The organism is Bradyrhizobium sp. IC3195, from assembly GCF_020193585.1.
Classification (GTDB): Bacteria; Pseudomonadota; Alphaproteobacteria; order Rhizobiales; family Xanthobacteraceae; genus Bradyrhizobium; species Bradyrhizobium yuanmingense.
This window is the reverse complement of the sequence record NZ_JADYVG010000025.1, coordinates 92,123-106,819: the sequence shown is the minus strand read 5'-3', so window position 1 is coordinate 106,819 and position 14,697 is coordinate 92,123. Positions and strand designations below refer to the sequence as shown.

15 protein-coding genes and 1 pseudogene are annotated in these 14,697 nt (G+C 65.7%); 7 read left to right on the top strand and 9 right to left on the bottom strand.

Translation table 11 applies throughout. The features are described from left to right. Positions 1-144: 144 nt before the first annotated feature. From I6F09_RS32350 to I6F09_RS37780, 4 genes and pseudogenes are all read right to left on the bottom strand, one after another. Positions 145-966, bottom strand: coding sequence for an ABC transporter permease (locus tag I6F09_RS32350; RefSeq protein ID WP_036026379.1), 822 nt, complete (start codon positions 964-966; stop codon positions 145-147). Then, a complete protein-coding gene (locus tag I6F09_RS32345) occupies positions 959-1,732 on the bottom strand; it encodes an ABC transporter ATP-binding protein (RefSeq protein ID WP_225189854.1) in 774 nt (257 codons plus the stop codon). The genes I6F09_RS32350 and I6F09_RS32345 overlap by 8 nt, the downstream gene beginning before the upstream one ends. Positions 1,733-2,090: 358 nt before the next feature. Next, entirely contained in the window at positions 2,091-3,095 is a 1,005-nt protein-coding gene (locus I6F09_RS32340; RefSeq protein WP_225189853.1) for an ABC transporter substrate-binding protein, read from the bottom strand. Positions 3,096-3,125: 30 nt separating this feature from the next. Next, positions 3,126-4,497: pseudogene (locus tag I6F09_RS37780) on the bottom strand (FAD-dependent oxidoreductase). Between the two features lie 112 nt (positions 4,498-4,609). On the opposite strand from I6F09_RS37780, the gene I6F09_RS32330 reads away from it, so the two are divergent. Beyond that, the gene (locus I6F09_RS32330; protein ID WP_225113683.1) at positions 4,610-4,882 is read left to right on the top strand and encodes a hypothetical protein; all 273 of its coding nucleotides are present in this window, start codon (positions 4,610-4,612) and stop codon (positions 4,880-4,882) included. A gap of 3 nt (positions 4,883-4,885) precedes the next feature. Here the strand turns inward: I6F09_RS32330 and I6F09_RS32325 are convergent, their stop codons facing one another. Continuing rightward, positions 4,886-5,689, bottom strand: a complete 804-nt coding sequence (locus I6F09_RS32325) for an enoyl-CoA hydratase-related protein (RefSeq protein WP_225189852.1) — start codon at positions 5,687-5,689, stop codon at positions 4,886-4,888. 151 nt (positions 5,690-5,840) lie between these two features. Between I6F09_RS32325 and I6F09_RS32320 the strand changes: the two genes are divergently transcribed. Continuing rightward, on the top strand, positions 5,841-6,815 hold the full coding sequence (locus tag I6F09_RS32320) for a ketopantoate reductase family protein (protein WP_036014531.1): 975 nt from the start codon (positions 5,841-5,843) through the stop codon (positions 6,813-6,815). Positions 6,816-6,818: 3 nt separating this feature from the next. Here the strand turns inward: I6F09_RS32320 and I6F09_RS32315 are convergent, their stop codons facing one another. Next, a complete protein-coding gene (locus I6F09_RS32315) occupies positions 6,819-7,496 on the bottom strand; it encodes an alpha/beta family hydrolase (protein ID WP_225189851.1) in 678 nt (225 codons plus the stop codon). A gap of 118 nt (positions 7,497-7,614) precedes the next feature. Then, the gene (locus I6F09_RS32310) at positions 7,615-8,271 is read right to left on the bottom strand and encodes a TetR/AcrR family transcriptional regulator (RefSeq protein WP_225148509.1); all 657 of its coding nucleotides are present in this window, start codon (positions 8,269-8,271) and stop codon (positions 7,615-7,617) included. A 72-nt stretch (positions 8,272-8,343) separates the two neighbouring features. On the opposite strand from I6F09_RS32310, the gene I6F09_RS32305 reads away from it, so the two are divergent. Then, positions 8,344-9,285: an SDR family oxidoreductase gene (locus I6F09_RS32305; RefSeq protein ID WP_225127093.1), complete on the top strand. Its 942-nt coding sequence runs from the start codon at positions 8,344-8,346 to the stop codon at positions 9,283-9,285. Positions 9,286-9,407: 122 nt separating this feature from the next. Here I6F09_RS32305 and I6F09_RS32300 read toward each other — a convergent pair whose 3' ends face one another. Together I6F09_RS32300 and I6F09_RS32295 are read right to left on the bottom strand one after the other, a co-directional pair. Next, positions 9,408-10,964 (bottom strand): long-chain fatty acid--CoA ligase, encoded by a 1,557-nt coding sequence (locus tag I6F09_RS32300; RefSeq protein ID WP_225189850.1) that lies wholly within the window; start codon positions 10,962-10,964, stop codon positions 9,408-9,410. Further along, positions 10,961-11,698 (bottom strand): TetR/AcrR family transcriptional regulator, encoded by a 738-nt coding sequence (locus I6F09_RS32295; RefSeq protein WP_225189849.1) that lies wholly within the window; start codon positions 11,696-11,698, stop codon positions 10,961-10,963. The genes I6F09_RS32300 and I6F09_RS32295 overlap by 4 nt, the downstream gene beginning before the upstream one ends. Before the next feature lie 88 nt (positions 11,699-11,786). On the opposite strand from I6F09_RS32295, the gene I6F09_RS32290 reads away from it, so the two are divergent. The 4 genes from I6F09_RS32290 to I6F09_RS32275 are packed head-to-tail and all read left to right on the top strand — an operon-like array spanning position 11,787 to position 14,687. Continuing rightward, positions 11,787-12,968, top strand: coding sequence for a lipid-transfer protein (locus I6F09_RS32290; protein WP_225157225.1), 1,182 nt, complete (start codon positions 11,787-11,789; stop codon positions 12,966-12,968). An 8-nt stretch (positions 12,969-12,976) separates the two neighbouring features. Further along, positions 12,977-13,432: a MaoC family dehydratase N-terminal domain-containing protein gene (locus I6F09_RS32285; RefSeq protein ID WP_225157224.1), complete on the top strand. Its 456-nt coding sequence runs from the start codon at positions 12,977-12,979 to the stop codon at positions 13,430-13,432. After that, positions 13,429-13,839 (top strand): MaoC family dehydratase, encoded by a 411-nt coding sequence (locus tag I6F09_RS32280; RefSeq protein ID WP_036042459.1) that lies wholly within the window; start codon positions 13,429-13,431, stop codon positions 13,837-13,839. The genes I6F09_RS32285 and I6F09_RS32280 overlap by 4 nt, the downstream gene beginning before the upstream one ends. 20 nt (positions 13,840-13,859) lie before the next feature. Next, positions 13,860-14,687, top strand: coding sequence for an SDR family oxidoreductase (locus tag I6F09_RS32275; protein ID WP_036014518.1), 828 nt, complete (start codon positions 13,860-13,862; stop codon positions 14,685-14,687). Positions 14,688-14,697 lie beyond the last annotated feature (10 nt).

Here is a 14,697-nt window from a genome sequence, read left to right as displayed (position 1 = left end):
CAGCCGCTGTCCAGGATGCCATCGGCACCGGCGTAGCCGGCGCGAAGCGTCCTGGACAGCGGTGAGCACTGCGCTACTCTGTTGCATTAAGGCATGAAACCTCTTGACCAAGGCTAGGAGGTCCTACGGCGCCGGTGATCGTATCTAGCGCCAGTGCAACAGCCGCATCTCCAGCCAGCCGATCACCTTCCCGACCGCCAGCCCAAACACCGACAGGATCACGACGCCCGCGAGCAGCTGATCGGTCTGCATCAGGTTGCCGGCCTGCAGCACGAAGGCGCCGATGCCGTATTGGGCGCCAATCATCTCGGCGCTGACGACCAGCAGCAGCGCGACGGAGGCGGTGATGCGGAAGCCGGCAAGGATCGCCGGCAGCGCGCCCGGCCAGATCACCTTGCGCACGATGGTGGCGAACGGAACGTTGAAGCTCTGCGCCATGCGGATCAGGTTGCGCGGCACGGCATCGACGCCGCTATAGACCGAGATCGCGGTCGAGAAGAATACCCCGAGCGCAATGGTCGCGATCTTCGGCTCTTCGCCGATGCCGAGCCAGAGAATGAGCAGCGGCAGCAACGCGATCTTCGGAATCGGAAACAGCGCCGAGATGAAGGTGATGCCGACGCTGCGCGCAAGGCGCGACAGGCCGATGGCGAAGCCGACGGCGATGCCAGCCGCCGTTCCCAACAGCCAGCCGACGCCGATCCGCAGCAGCGAGGCCGAAACATGCTGCCAGAGTGCGCCGGAAACGGCGAGCTGATAGATCGCGCGAACAATTGCGGAAGGAGTCGGCAGAAACAGCGCATTGACGAGGCCGGCGCTGCCGGCGGCCTGCCAGATCGCGATAAGCAGGCCGAGCGCGATCCAGCCGCCGTACCGGCTCGAGGCAGGCACGAAACCGGCGCCGCGGAAGCGGACGGGCCGCGTCGCTTCGTTCTTGGCCGTGTCCGTTGCCGCGCGATCAAGCATGCTGGACCTCGCGCTCGGCATCGATCGCCTCGTTGCGGATCAGCGACCAGATCTGGTTCTGCAGCACCAGGAGCTTTTCGCGCGCCGCCGCTTCGCCGCGCGTCGCCCGCGCCATCGGCACGGTGACGACCTCGCGGGTGCGGCCAGGACGGCGCGACAGCACCACGATGCGGTCGGCGAGCCGCGCGGCCTCTTCGAGATTGTGGGTGACGTAGACCGCGCCCATGCCGCCATCGGCAAGCAGGCGGATGAAATCCTCCAGCAGCAGCTCGCGAGTCTGCGAATCCAGCGCCGACAGCGGCTCGTCCATCAAGAGGATCGCGGGCCTCACCGCAAGCGCGCGCGAGATGCCGACGCGCTGGCGCATGCCGCCGGAGAGCTGCTTTGGATAGGTCTGGCGAAAATCGGTGAGGCCGGTGCGGCGCAGCGCATCCTCGACCAGCGCGCGGCGCTGCGCGGCCGAGAGCTGGGTGTGCAGCAGCGGGAATTCGACGTTTTCCTCCACCGTCGCCCAGGGCAGCAGCGCGAACTCCTGGAACACGAAGGTCAGCGGATTGAGACTGTCCGCCGGCGGCGCGCCGCGCAGCTCGGGCGCGCCGGAGGTCGGCTGCAGCAACCCGCCGAGGATCGACAGCAGCGTGCTTTTGCCGCAGCCGGAGGGCCCGACGATCGCTACCACCTCGCCGGCCCCGACGGTGAACGAGACGTCGTCGAGCACAGCGAGATCGCCGAAGCGATGGGAGATGTGGCTGGCGATCAGGTCCATGAGGCGCACCGTTTCTGCTCGGGCTGGTGTGCGCGCTCTTCATCCTTCTCTGGAGGGGGAGGGCATAGGCCGCCTATGGCGGCCGTCCCTGAGAACGCCGAAGCCAAGCTTCGGCTATGTCGTATTGAGCGAAGCGAAATGCGAACCGGGGTGGGGTGACAGTCTATCGGCGCGGATGCTGGCAATTCCTGCCCCCGAACTTCCCGCGAATGGTCGGAGCAAGCGACAGATAGACCACCGCCGTGGCTCACCCCGCCCCGCTCGCTCCGGACGATGCTGCGCATCGCCGGTGCGATCGACCCTCCCCCTCCAGGGGAGGGTGGCAGATCGCCTGCCGCGGGAGTTTGCACAATCAGCATCAATCCACCTTCACGAATTCCTTCGCGATGATCGGTTCCGCATCAAAGCCCTTGTCGACGAAGCCCTGCTCCTGCAGCCATTTGATCTGGTTGTCGACGTTCTTCACGTCGAGCTTGCCGTCGGGATCGATATAGGCGCAGTTGCCGACCACCTGCTCGACCGGCAGGTTGGTGTACTTTGCGATGATCTCCAGCAGCGGCCTGGTCTTGTCGTTGATCGGGGCGACACCGTCCTTCATCGCGGCAAGGATGACGTCGTGATATTCGCGGTCGGCTTTCGCGAGCACGCCGAGGAATTTCGTCACCAGCGCCTTGTTGGCCAACGTCTTCGGCGCGGCGAATACCGCGCCCAGCTGCCACGGCGTCTCGTCACCGACCCAGCCTAGGAATTTCGCGCCGCCCTCGTCCATCAGCTTTCGCGCGGTCGAGATCGGCAGCAAGGCGGCATCCACGGTCTCGCCCTTGAGCGCGGCGGCGGCATTCGACAGCGATTGCAGCGGCACGATCTTCACGTCCGCGAGCTTGAAGCCGTATTTGTCGGCGAGCAGGCCGAGCGAATAATGGAAGCTCGATCCGACCTGCGTCATCGCCACACGCTTGCCGGCGAGGTCCTTCGGCGTCTTCAGGCCGCTCGCATAGGCATTGTTGCTGGCGAAATAGCCGATCAGGGGGTAGCCGGGCTTCTCGCGGCTCATGCCGCCGATCACCTTCAGCGTGCCCTTGCCGCCGAGATTGTAGAGCCCGGCGGTGAAGGCAGTGACGCCGAAATCGACGTCGCCCGAGGTGGTGGCGACCGCAATCGGCTGCGCCGCGTCGAAGAACTTCAGCTCGACCTCCAGGCCGGCCTCACGGAAATAGCCCTTCTCCAGCGCGATGAAGACCGGCGCCGACGAAGACAGGCGGAGCACGCCGATCCTGGCTTTCAGCGGATCCTCGGCCCATGCCGTGCCCATAGCCATGATCGCCATCAGGCCCCCTACCGCGAGCCGCGCAATCCCGATCATCCCGTTTCCTCCGCTTTGTCTTGCAGTGCGTTACAGGCCTTCGGGCACCGCCTGGTCCCGTCCGATGAAGGCGCCCTGTTGTTTCAACGTTTCCTGCAACTTTTCAATGGGGATTTCGCGTGGAATCCGGTTTCCGGACAGCGCCAGCGCGGCGGCGGAACCGGCGGCCTCACCCATCGCGAAGCAGGCACCGGAGACCCGCGCCGCCGACTGGCCCTCGTGGGTCATCGAGGCGCAGCGGCCGGCGACCAGGAGATTGTCGACGCCTTCAGGGACCAGCATCCGGTAAGGCAGCTCGTTGTAGCCGCGCGATTCCGGGATGGGCGGGAAGGTGAAGACGACGTCGCCGGGCACATGGGCCTCGATCGGCCAGCCGTTGACGCCGATGGAGTCCGCGAACGAGGCACAGCCGAGCACGTCCTCGCCGCTGAGCTGGTAGCCGCCCTCGATGCGGCGGGTCTCGCGGATGCCGAGCTGTGGCGGCAGATCGACGATGTAGGACTTCTCAAACCCGGGCACCGCGCTGCGCAGGAATTCGTAGGCGGCGAGCGCCTGCTTGCGGCCCTCGATCTCGCCGCGGGTGAGATCGTCGGGCTCGATGCCGTTGATGGCATGACCGTCCTCGCGCGCCACCTGGGTGAAGTTCACCCGCCATTCGATCCCGGATTTCTGCGGCCGTACAATGGCGCTCTTGCGCGGGAATGTGTGGGTGCCGGCCGCGACGGCCTTTTCCATCAATTGCGGAATGGTGCGCCAGGCCTCGCCGGCCCTGGCGGGATCGATGCCGTTGAGACGGAGCATCATCGAGGGGTAGAGCGGATGGCCGTGCTCGTCGCCGATCTCGAACGGCGCGCCGGCCCACACGGCGAGATCGCCGTCACCGGAGCAGTCGATGAAGATTTCCGCGCGCACCGCCTGCCGGCCGGCCGGCCTTGGTCTCGATCAGCATCGCGTCGATGCGGCGCTCATCGGCCATCACGACGCTGGCGCCGAGGGCGTGGAAGAGCATATTCACCTTATGGCTGGCGAGCAGCTGGTCGGCCGCGATCTTGTAGGCGGCGGTGTCATAGGCCTGGGCAAAAACCTTGCCGAGGATCAGATGCGGCGCGTTGAGGCCGTTCAAGCGATCGATCCGCGCCAGCAGCTCCGAGGCCAGCCCCTGCACCAGCCGCCGGTGCTCGCCATGGACATTGCCGTGCAGGCCGCAGAAATTGGTGACGCCGGCCGCTGTGCCCATGCCGCCGAGAAAGCCGTAACGTTCGATCAGCAGCGTCTTCCGCCCCGCGCGCGCCGCTGCGGCTGCCGCCACGATGCCGGCCGGCCCGCCGCCGAGCACGACGACTTCATATTCGCCATAGAGCGGTACTTTGCGCGCTGGTTCGTCGATCGTCGTGGCCCACATGGCGCGTTCCTTCCCGGAATCTGGTTCGAACTGGATCACGGCTTAGCCGGCGGTCCTCATGCCCGCAAGATCGCGGTTGCTCGCTAACGGTGGACCTGAGACAAGTGCAGGCATGGATTCGATCATCGTCAGATACTGCTTCGCCGCTTCTATCGCCCTCGCGATCTCGGCCGTTCCCGCCTCGGCCGTGGAGCAAAACTGCCGCTTCATCCCCGCCAAGCCCGATCGCGAGGCCTGCTACAAGCGGCAGGAGGAAGACCTGTCGGCTAAGCGCAAGCCGGCCACGCCGGCGGCTGAGAGCACGACGCTCGACACGCTGCGCCAGTTGCGGCAGGACGACGACGCGGTCTATCGCAGCATCAACAACATCTGCCGCGGCTGCTGACGCCTAACCTTTGCCACTGCCCCAATTCGCCGCCCGCTTCTCGGCGAAGGAAGCCAGTCCCTCCGCCGCCTCCGCGCTCTGGCGCTTGAGCGAATGCAGCTCCACGAGCCGTGTGTAGGCAGCATCGTCCACGGCCATGCCGCCGAACGAGCTCTCCAGCGCGAGCCGCTTGGTTTCGGCCATGGCCTCCGGTCCGTTGGCGAGCAGCTGCTCGACCACCTTGGCGCCTGCGGCCTCGAGATCGGCGAGCGGCACCACCTCGTGGACGAGGCCGATGCGGCGGGCGTCCTCGGCGCCGAAGCGCTCGCCGGTCAGCGCGTAGCGGCGGACTTGCCGTACACTAATGGCATCGCAGAGCTGCGGGACGATGATCGCGGCGGTCAGGCCCCAGCGCACCTCGGTGATCGAGAACAGGGCGTTGTCGGCGGCAATCACGACATCGCAAGCCGCGATGACGCCGGTACCGCCCCCGAAACAGCCGCCCTGCACCAGCGCGACGGTGGGGATCGGCAACGTGTTGAGCCGCTGCACGGCTTCGAACGTCGCCCGCGAGGCCGCCTCGTTCGCCTCAGCCGATTGCGGACGCACACTGTTGATCCATTTGAGGTCGGCGCCGGCCTGGAAGTGCTTGCCGTTGCCCCGGAGCACGACGACGCGCAAATTGAGCTTGCTGCCGAGGTCGTCCATGGCCGCAAGCACGCCTGAGATCAGCGCGCCGTCATAGGCGTTGTTGACCTCCGGCCGGTTCAACGTGACGGTCGCAACCCCGCGTTCATCGAGGCTCCACAGGACGGGGCTGGTACTCATCGGCGGTCCTCCGGTTGTTTGCCGCACACTATGGCTGAGCGCGCCTGCCCTGATCCATATCTTTCCGGCGTAGGGTGGCCGCGTCCATCGCATGGCGGCTTGTGTCATGCTGGCGCCGGGCGACACCACGGGATGGACACGGGATATCAACATGCGCATCTGCATTTTCGGCGCAGGCGCCGTCGGCAGCCACATTGCGGTACGGCTGGCGCGCGCCGGCCATGAGGTCAGTTGCGTGATGCGGGGGGCGCATCTGGAGGCGGCCCGCGCCAACGGCCTCAAGCTGCGCGTCGGCGATTCCGAGGTCGGCGCCAAGGTGAACGCGTCAGGCGATCCGGCTCAGCTCGGCCCGCAGGACGTCGTGATCTCGACCTTGAAGGCGACGGCGCTTCAGGGGCTGGTTTCCAGCATCAAGCCGCTGCTCCAGGACGACACCGCGATCGTGTTCGCGCAGAACGGCATTCCCTGGTGGTACGGTATCGGCCTGCCGCCGCGGCACCCGACACCGCCCGACATTTCATTCCTCGATCCCGGCGGGCGCCTGCGCGCCTGCATCCCGAAGGAGCGGATCATCGGCGGTGTGATCTTCTCCTCCAACGAGGTGATCGCGCCCGGCGTGGTGCAGAACCTGACGCCGGACCGCAACCGCCTCCTTATCGGCGAATGCGACGACCGCAATTGCGAGCGGATCACGAAACTGCGCGGCGTCTTCAACGATGCGCGGCTGGAATCGCCGCCGGTCGCCGAGATCCGCGAGGCGATCTGGTCAAAGCTGCTGACCAACATGTCGCTGTCGGTGCTGTGCCTGCTCACCGGCCAGACCGCGCGCGGCGTGCGCGACGACCCCGCCTTCACGGAGGTGATTCCGCGCATGCTGAACGAGGCCAACGAAATCGCCCAATACTTCATTCCCGAGGTCAAGCGTGCCAGCCGCAGCGGCCCCGCCCCCAATCACAAGCCGTCGCTGCTGCAGGATTACGAGCTCGGCCGCGCCATGGAAATCGACGTGCTGGTGAAGGCGCCCCAGGCCTTCGCGCGCACCGCCGGCCTGTCCACGCCGACGCTCGACCTGATCGCCGCGCTCGCGATCCAGAAGGCGCGCGACAAGGGGCTTTATTCCGCGTGAGCCTCAGGCGAGCGCATCGATCCAGGCCGCGAGCGTGTCCAGCACCTCGTTGAGCGCCTCGTCATTGCTACGGCCGGATTTCTTGAGCACCGCAAAGGAATGGTCGCCGCCTGCAACCTCATGCAGCGTCGCCTTACGCCCGAGCCGCTCGATGACGGGCTCGAGATGGGCAAGATCGGCAAGCTCATCGCGTGTGCCTTGCAGGAACAGCATGGGAATCGCGATTGCAGCGAGGTGCTCGGCGCGCTCGCTCGACGGCTTCTTGGCAGCATGGAGGGGAAAGCCGAGGAAGGCCAGCCCTTTGACATCGGGGAGCGGCGACTTCGACTGCGCCTGCGAGGTCATGCGGCCGCCGAATGATTTTCCACCGGCAACGAGCTTCAGCCCGGGGCAGAGCCGCCCCGCCTCCGCGACCGCGGCGCGCACGCACGCGTGTGCGATTGCGGGCGGGTCAGGACGTCCCTTCTTCGCTTCCATGTAGGGAAAATTGAAGCGGAACGTCGCAATGCCGCGTTCGGCAAGGCCGGCTGCAACCTTCTCCATGAAGGAATGCCGCATGTCTGCGCCGGCGCCGTGCGCCAGGACGTAGCAGGCGCGCGCGTGGGTCGGCTGCGTCAGGATCGCCGAGACCGTGTCGATGCGCTCGATGTCGAACTTGAGCTCTGTCGTCTTGCCCGTCATGACCGCCTCGATTTGCATCTAAAGCGCGATGAGATCTGGATGAACGTCATCGCGCTTCAGGTTGTTGTTCGCGCATGATCTTTCCGGAAAACCGCTTCGCACTTTTCCGGATCATGCTCTATTGGCGCGTGCCGCTCGCGGGCCAGAGATAGTTCAGGACCTGATCGAGCGTCATCATGATCTCGCGGCGTCCGGCCTCATTGTTCACAGAGCCAAATTTCTCCTCGAGCGCAAGCTTGGCAAAGCCGTGAACGGTGGACCAGGCCGCCGCAGCCGCCGTCTTCGCCTCCTTCGCGGTGCCGCCGGTCAGCTCGGCGACGACGACCTCGAACGCATGGCCGGCGGCCCTGCTCGCCTGCTTCAGGCGCGCATCGTCGGCAACCAGCCGCTTGTTGGCAAACATCATCTGGAAACGGCCGGGATGCCTCAACGCATAATCGACATAAGCAAGTCCCTGGGCGTGGAGCTTGTCGCGGACGCCCTGCTTGCCGGAGGCCGCCTCGCGCAAGGCGCCGGCAAGCGCGTCGTAGCCGCGGATCGCCACTTCGGTGAGAAGGCCCTGGGCGTTGCCGAAATGATGCGATGGCGCGGCCGGCGAAACGCCGGCGCGGCGTGCGGCTTCGCGCAGCGTGAAGGCTTCCGCGCCCTGCTCGGCGAGAATGGCTTCGCTCGCGGCGATCAGCGCCTCTTGCAATTCGCCGTGATGGTATCCGACCTCCGGCCTTGGCCGGGTCGGGGCGGTGCTGCGCTTGGCGGCGGGGGCCCGTTTCTTCATGTAACTTGACACTGTTCAGATTGCAGCATATCTATCTTAACACTGTTCAGATTGAGCGGATCGGAGTTCGAAATGACCGAAATGCAGAATATCACCGCGAGCAATTCCGTAAAGCGGCGTCATCTGGTTGGGGGCGCGGCCCTCGGCATGCTCGCAGGTGCCGTCGGCGGCCTTGCCGGCGGCGTGGCGCTCGGCCAGGGTGCAGCGCTGCCGCAGCAGAAGCCGAGCGGCAAGCAAAGATTCGCGGGCAAGGTCGTCATCGTCACGGGCGGCACCTCCGGAATCGGGCGGGCCGCAACGCTGATGTTCGCCGCCGAGGGCGGCCGCGTCGCCTTTTGCGGGCGCAACACCGACCGTGGCAGGCAAGTGGAGACCGAGGTGCGCGAGTCCGGCGGCGAGGCCGTCTTCATTCGCGCCGACCTGCGCCATGAATCCGAGGTGAAGGCGCTGGTCGACGCGACCATCGCGCGCTACGGACGGCTCGACGTCGCCTTCAACAATGCCGGCATCTCCATCGAGAAGCCGCTGCATGAATTCAGCGCGGCCGAATTCGACGACGTGATCGGCACGGATCTGCGCGGCGTGTTCCTGTCGATGAAATACCAAATCCCGCACATGCTGGAGAAGGGCGGCTCGATCGTCGTCACCTCCTCGTCGAACGCCATTGCGACCTCGGCCAAGCGCTCGGCCTATTCGGCGGCCAAGCGCGGACTGGTCGGCCTGGTGCAGGCCGCGGCACTCGACTACGCAAAGCACGGCATCCGCATCAACACCTTGATCCCCGGCACCACGGACACCCCGATGATCCGCCGGCTCGCCGGCATGGAGGGCCTGCCCGATGCGGCCTGGCATATCGGCATCGCGCAATGGGCCAAATCCAACGTCCCGGGGTTACAGCGCGTGGCAGCGCCTGAGGAGATCGCGGCTTTTGCGCTGGTGCTGGCCTCCGACGATCATCCCTACACGACCGGCGGCCAGTTCGTGATCGACGGAGGCAAGACGGCTCATGGCTAGATCGGACGCAGCCTGAAAACACAGTTCATGGCGATCCCGGTGGGCGTATCCGCGCGACCACGATCTGGAAAACATCGATCTTCGCGCGTCCTCGGCGCGCAGGCCGTAACGCGCGGAATCCGTCAGCTGACCCGCCGCTCCCGCCCCTCCCAGAACGGCCTGCGCAGCTCGCGCTTCAGCACCTTGCCGGCGCCGGACAGCGGCAACGGCGTCTCGGTGATCTCGATGCTGCGCGGACATTTGTAGCCGGCAATCAACGTCTTCGTGAACTCGATCAGCTCGCCGGTCGAAACCTCTACGCCGCTGCGTTTGACCACGACGGCATGGACCTGCTCTCCCCATTGCTCATTGGGAATTCCGATCACGGCGCATTGCAGCACCGACGGATGCTGGGCCAGCGCGTTCTCGACCTCGACCGAGTACACATTCTCCCCGCCCGAGATGATCATGTCTTTCACCCGGTCGACGACATAGATGAACCCATCTTTGTCCATGTAGCCGCCATCGCCCGTGTGCATCCAGCCGTCGACGACGGCGCGCGCGGTCTCCTCCGGCCGCTCCCAATAGCCCATCATCACTGTGTCCCCGCGCACCACGATCTCGCCGACAGCGCCCGTCGGCACGGGTTGGTCGTTCTCGTCGACGATCTGCACCTCGCAGCCGAGCGTGGCGCGGCCCGCACCGCGATGACGTCCCTTTCTGCGCCCCTCCCCGACATGCTCGTTCGCATGTAGCAGCGTCGCGATCGGCGACAATTCGGTCATGCCATAGGCCTGGGTGAAGCGCACATGCGGCAGTGCGCGCGCGGCACGGTCGAGCACCGCCTCGCTGATCGGCGAGGCCCCGTAGATGATGTTCTTCAGGGACGACAGGTCGTATTTGCCGATCGCGGGGTGATCGACGAACATCTGGATCATCGTGGGCACCAGCAGCACGTCTGTGACGCGCTCGTTCTGCATCGCAGCCATCACGCCTTCGGGCGTGAAGCCCTGAACGATCACGTTCGAGCCGCCGGAGAGCAGCAGCGAATACATCGCCGCCCCGTTGGCAAGGTGAAACATCGGAGCCGCATGCAGATAGATCGCGCTTGCCGGAAACAGGCCTTCGCCGAGTGCGTTGAGCGCATTGGCCATCAGATTCTGGTGACTGAGCATCACGCCTTTGGAACGGCCGGTGGTGCCGCCGGTGTAAAAGATGCCGGCGAGATCGTCGCTTTTGCGCATGGCGTCGGGCACCCGAGCGCTGCCCGCAACCAAAGCCTCATAGCTCTCCATCCCCGCCGGCGCCTCGCCATCGTCGGCATAGATCAGCTTCAGCCCCGGAATGGCGCCGGCGAGCTGCGCGCCGACCTGCGCAAAGGCCTTGTCGACCAGCAGAACGGACGCGCGGCAGTCGCGCAGCGCATCCTCGTTTTCCAGCGCGCTCCAGCGGATGTTGAGCGGCACGATCACGCCTCCCGCCCAGCCGGTCGCCAGATAGAGCTCGAGATAGCGGTCCGAGTTGAAGGACAGCACCGCAACACGGTCGCCGTCCCTGACGCCGCGCGTGCGCAGGCCGCCGGCCAGCCTTGTAACGCGCTCGCCGAGCTCGCCCCAGCTGCGCCGCCGCTGGCCATAAACGGTCGCCAGCCCATTCGGATTGATCTGCAGCGCCCTGCGCAGGCCGTGCGTGATGTTCATCCCGTCTCTCCTCCCGTGCGTTTCTTCCCTGTTGTCTTGCGTCCTGAGTTGCGCCCTTGCGGCGCCCTCGGCGTCTTGTTTGTCGTCTGCAGCCGAACCTCGGACGCCAGGCCGTCCGTCAGCCGCACCGTGAACTCGTCGGCGATCGCGGTCGGCGACAGCTTGCCCTCCCGTCGATACCAATGGCCGATCCAATTGAGCGAACCCGCGATCGCGAAGGCTGCAAGCTTTGGATCGCAAGGCCTGATCGAACCGTCAGCAATGCCTGCAGTAATGTATCGCCGGAAGGTGGCGTCGATCCGCCTCTTGGCGGCGCGTGCGACACCGGCGTTCCGCTCGGCCAGATCGCGCAAATCGAAACGCACCAGGCTCGCGCCGAAATCGGTCGCCATCAGTTCGGCATAGGCGTGCACCAGCTTGCGCAGCTTGGCGAGACCCGAACCGCCGCCGGCGTTGATCTCCGTGATCACGCCGTCGACGAGTTCGGCGCCCATCGACCAGCATTCGAACAGGATCTCGTCCTTGCCCCGGAAGTAATTGTACAGCGCGGGCTTGGTGATGTTCAGCCGGTCCGCAACCTCGTTCAGCGTTGCGCGATGATAGCCCTGCTCGAGGAACAGCTGCACCGCGGCGCGCAGCACCGCCTCGCGCTTCTCGTCGCGGGCGCGGCGCCGGCTCTCGAACGGCAGCCAGGGCGAAGGCGATGACGGCGGAGCGGGCGGCGCTGAATCCATGGTCGGTCGGTTGACTCTGGTGGCGATCGGACGATATGTTACCCATGGGTAAGAAAAAGTCCAATGGGTAATTTATTGGGAGGAAGCGATGTCTGACGTGGTCGTCGCCGGGGTCGGCATGATTCCGTTCGCCAAGCCGGGCGCCAGCGCCCCCTATCACGAGATGGGAACGGAAGCCGTCAAGCTCGCGCTCGCCGATGCCGGCCTCGGCTACGAGAAGATCGAGCAGGCCTATGTCGGATACGTCTATGGCGATTCCACCTGCGGGCAGCGCGCGCTCTACCCCGTCGGGATGACCGGCATCCCCATCGTCAACGTCAACAACAATTGCTCGACCGGATCGACCGCGCTGTTCATGGCGCGGCAAATGATCGCAAGCGGGGCGCTGGATTGCGTGCTGGCGGTCGGCTTCGAGCAGATGAAGCCCGGCGCGCTCGGCAGCGTCTACACCGATCGTCCGAGCGCGTTCGAGGAGTTCGACGCGGCTGCGGACCAGCTGATCGACGCTCCCGGCATTCCGCTGGCGTTGCGCTATTTCGGCGGCGCCGGGCTCAGCCACATGAAGAAATACGGCACGCCGCTCGACGCCTTCGCCAAGGTGCGCGCCAAGGCGAGCCGACATGCGAAGAACAATCCGCTCGCGCTTTTCCGCAAGGAAGTCACGGCGGACGACGTGATGAACGACCAGGTGATCTGGCCCGGCGTCATGACGCGCCTGATGGCGTGCCCGCCGACCTGCGGCGGCGCCGCCGCCGTGCTGGTCTCCGAGCGGTTTGCGGACAAGCATGGCATCGGCAAAGAAGTACGCATCGCGGCGCAGGCCATGACCACCGATAGGCCCTCGACCTTCAAGGCCGGCGACATGATGCAGCTGGTCGGCTACGACATGGCAAAAGAGGCGGCCAGCCGGGTTTATGAGAGCGCCGGCATCGGCCCCGGTGATCTCGACGTGGTGGAGCTGCACGACTGCTTTGCCCATAACGAGCTCATCACCTACGAGGCGCTCGGCCTCTGCGGCGAGGGTGAAGCCGGCAAGTTCATCAATGACGGCGACAATACCTATGGCGGCCGGATCGTGACCAATCCGTCCGGCGGATTGCTGTCCAAGGGACATCCGCTCGGCGCCACCGGGCTTGCGCAGTGCTACGAGCTGACGCGGCAGCTGCGCGGCACCGCAGGCTCGACGCAGGTCGAGGGTGCCAAGGTCGCGCTCCAGCACAATCTGGGCCTCGGCGGCGCCTGCGTCGTCACGCTCTACAAGCGGCACTGATATCGGCCATGGTCGACCAGTCCGCCGTAGGGCGCAGCTTCACGCCGGTCACCGCGCGCGTGGAGCCCGGCCGTCTCCGCTACTTCCTCAACACGCTGGGTGAACAGAATCCGGTCTACCGCAATGCGGATGCTGCCCGGGCGGCCGGGTTCACCGCCATGCCGGTGCCGCCGACCTATCTGTTCTGCCTCGAGATGATGGACGTCGACGACCCCTTCGAAATGTTCGCCGCGCTCGGCATCAATCTGTCCCGCGTGCTGCATGGTGAGCAAAGCTTCGCCTATCACGCCCCGGTTCTGGTCGGCGACACCCTGACGTTTCGACCGCAGGTGACCAGCGTCGTGGACAAGAAAGGCGGCGCGATGACGCTGATCGGCATCCGATGCGAGGTGACCAACCAGGACGGCGTTCACGTCGCCGATACCACGCGCACCATCGTCGTCCGCAACGAGGCGGCGTCATGACGGCATCCGGAGACATAAGGGCCGGCGACCGCATCGTCCACAAGGTCTTTCCGCCGATCACCCGCCACACGCTCGCGCTCTATTGCGGTGCATCGGGCGATCATAATCCGATCCACGTCGACATCGACTTCGCCAAGGCGGCCGGATTTCCCGATGTGTTCGCTCACGGCATGCTGGTGATGGCCTGTCTTGGGCAGGCGCTGACGGATGTGGTGCCGCCGTCGAAGCTCCGCAGCTTTGCGACCCGGTTCGTCTCGATCACTCAGCTCGGCGCCAAGCTCACTTGCGAAGGCACCGTGACCGAGCTCTTCGTCGAGGACGGCGAGCGTCGCGCAAGGCTCGCGCTCACCACCAAGGACGATCGCGGCGAGGTCAAGCTCGAAGGCAGCGCCGTCGTCGCGCTGTGACAGCAAGAGGACTCATTCAAATGACAAAACTGCAGGGAAAGGTCGCGCTCGTCACCGGCTCGGGCCGCGGCATCGGACGCGCGATCGCGCTCAAGCTGGCGCGCGAAGGCGCTAGGGTGGTCGTCAACGACCTCGATGCCGAGCCCGGCAACGCCGTGGTCGCGGAGATCGAGGCACTCGGCGGCAATGCCACTGCCGTGAACGGCAGCGTCGCCGAGGCGGGCTTCGCCGATCGCTTCGTCGGCGCCGCGCTGGACAAGTTCGGCGGGCTCGACATCATCGTCAACAATGCCGGCTATACCTGGGACTCCACCATCCAGAAGATGACCGACGAGCAGTTCCAGGCCATGCTCGACGTCCACCTCGTCGCGCCGTTCCGGATCCTGCGCGCGGCCGCCGAGCCGATCCGCGTCTTCTCCAAGAAGGAGGCCGAAGAGGGACGGGAGGTGTTCCGCAAGATCGTGAACATCTCCTCCATCGCAGGTCTCTACGGCAATGCCGGGCAGGCCAGCTATTCCTCGGCCAAGGCTTCGCTGATCGGATTGACCCGAACCATGTGCAAGGAATGGGGCCGCTACAAGGTCAACGTCAATTGCGTCGCCTTCGGCCTCATCAACACCCGCCTGACCCAGCCGATCGAGGCGCAGCAGAAGACCATCGACGTCGCCGGCCGGGACATCAAGGTCGGCGTGCAGCCGCACATGCTGGAAGCCATGTCGCGCATGATCCCGCTCGGCCGCGGCGGTACGCCGGAAGAGGCGGCCGACGCTGTCTATCTGTTCTGCAGTCCGGAATCCAATTATATCAGTGGTCAGGTGGTCGTCGCCGGCGGCGGCCTGATTGTCTGAGAGCGAGGCG

Excerpts from the sequence above, each read along its gene's own strand:
- I6F09_RS32350 (WP_036026379.1), bottom strand. The coding sequence starts at position 966 with ATGCTTGATCGCGCGGCAACGGACACGGCCAAGAACGAAGCGACGCGG.
- I6F09_RS32345 (WP_225189854.1), bottom strand. The coding sequence starts at position 1,732 with ATGGACCTGATCGCCAGCCACATCTCCCATCGCTTCGGCGATCTCGCT.
- I6F09_RS32340 (WP_225189853.1), bottom strand. The coding sequence starts at position 3,095 with ATGATCGGGATTGCGCGGCTCGCGGTAGGGGGCCTGATGGCGATCATG.
- I6F09_RS32330 (WP_225113683.1), top strand. The coding sequence starts at position 4,610 with ATGGATTCGATCATCGTCAGATACTGCTTCGCCGCTTCTATCGCCCTC.
- I6F09_RS32325 (WP_225189852.1), bottom strand. The coding sequence starts at position 5,689 with ATGAGTACCAGCCCCGTCCTGTGGAGCCTCGATGAACGCGGGGTTGCG.
- I6F09_RS32320 (WP_036014531.1), top strand. The coding sequence starts at position 5,841 with ATGCGCATCTGCATTTTCGGCGCAGGCGCCGTCGGCAGCCACATTGCG.
- I6F09_RS32315 (WP_225189851.1), bottom strand. The coding sequence starts at position 7,496 with ATGACGGGCAAGACGACAGAGCTCAAGTTCGACATCGAGCGCATCGAC.
- I6F09_RS32310 (WP_225148509.1), bottom strand. The coding sequence starts at position 8,271 with ATGAAGAAACGGGCCCCCGCCGCCAAGCGCAGCACCGCCCCGACCCGG.
- I6F09_RS32305 (WP_225127093.1), top strand. The coding sequence starts at position 8,344 with ATGACCGAAATGCAGAATATCACCGCGAGCAATTCCGTAAAGCGGCGT.
- I6F09_RS32300 (WP_225189850.1), bottom strand. The coding sequence starts at position 10,964 with ATGAACATCACGCACGGCCTGCGCAGGGCGCTGCAGATCAATCCGAAT.
- I6F09_RS32295 (WP_225189849.1), bottom strand. The coding sequence starts at position 11,698 with ATGGATTCAGCGCCGCCCGCTCCGCCGTCATCGCCTTCGCCCTGGCTG.
- I6F09_RS32290 (WP_225157225.1), top strand. The coding sequence starts at position 11,787 with ATGTCTGACGTGGTCGTCGCCGGGGTCGGCATGATTCCGTTCGCCAAG.
- I6F09_RS32285 (WP_225157224.1), top strand. The coding sequence starts at position 12,977 with ATGGTCGACCAGTCCGCCGTAGGGCGCAGCTTCACGCCGGTCACCGCG.
- I6F09_RS32280 (WP_036042459.1), top strand. The coding sequence starts at position 13,429 with ATGACGGCATCCGGAGACATAAGGGCCGGCGACCGCATCGTCCACAAG.
- I6F09_RS32275 (WP_036014518.1), top strand. The coding sequence starts at position 13,860 with ATGACAAAACTGCAGGGAAAGGTCGCGCTCGTCACCGGCTCGGGCCGC.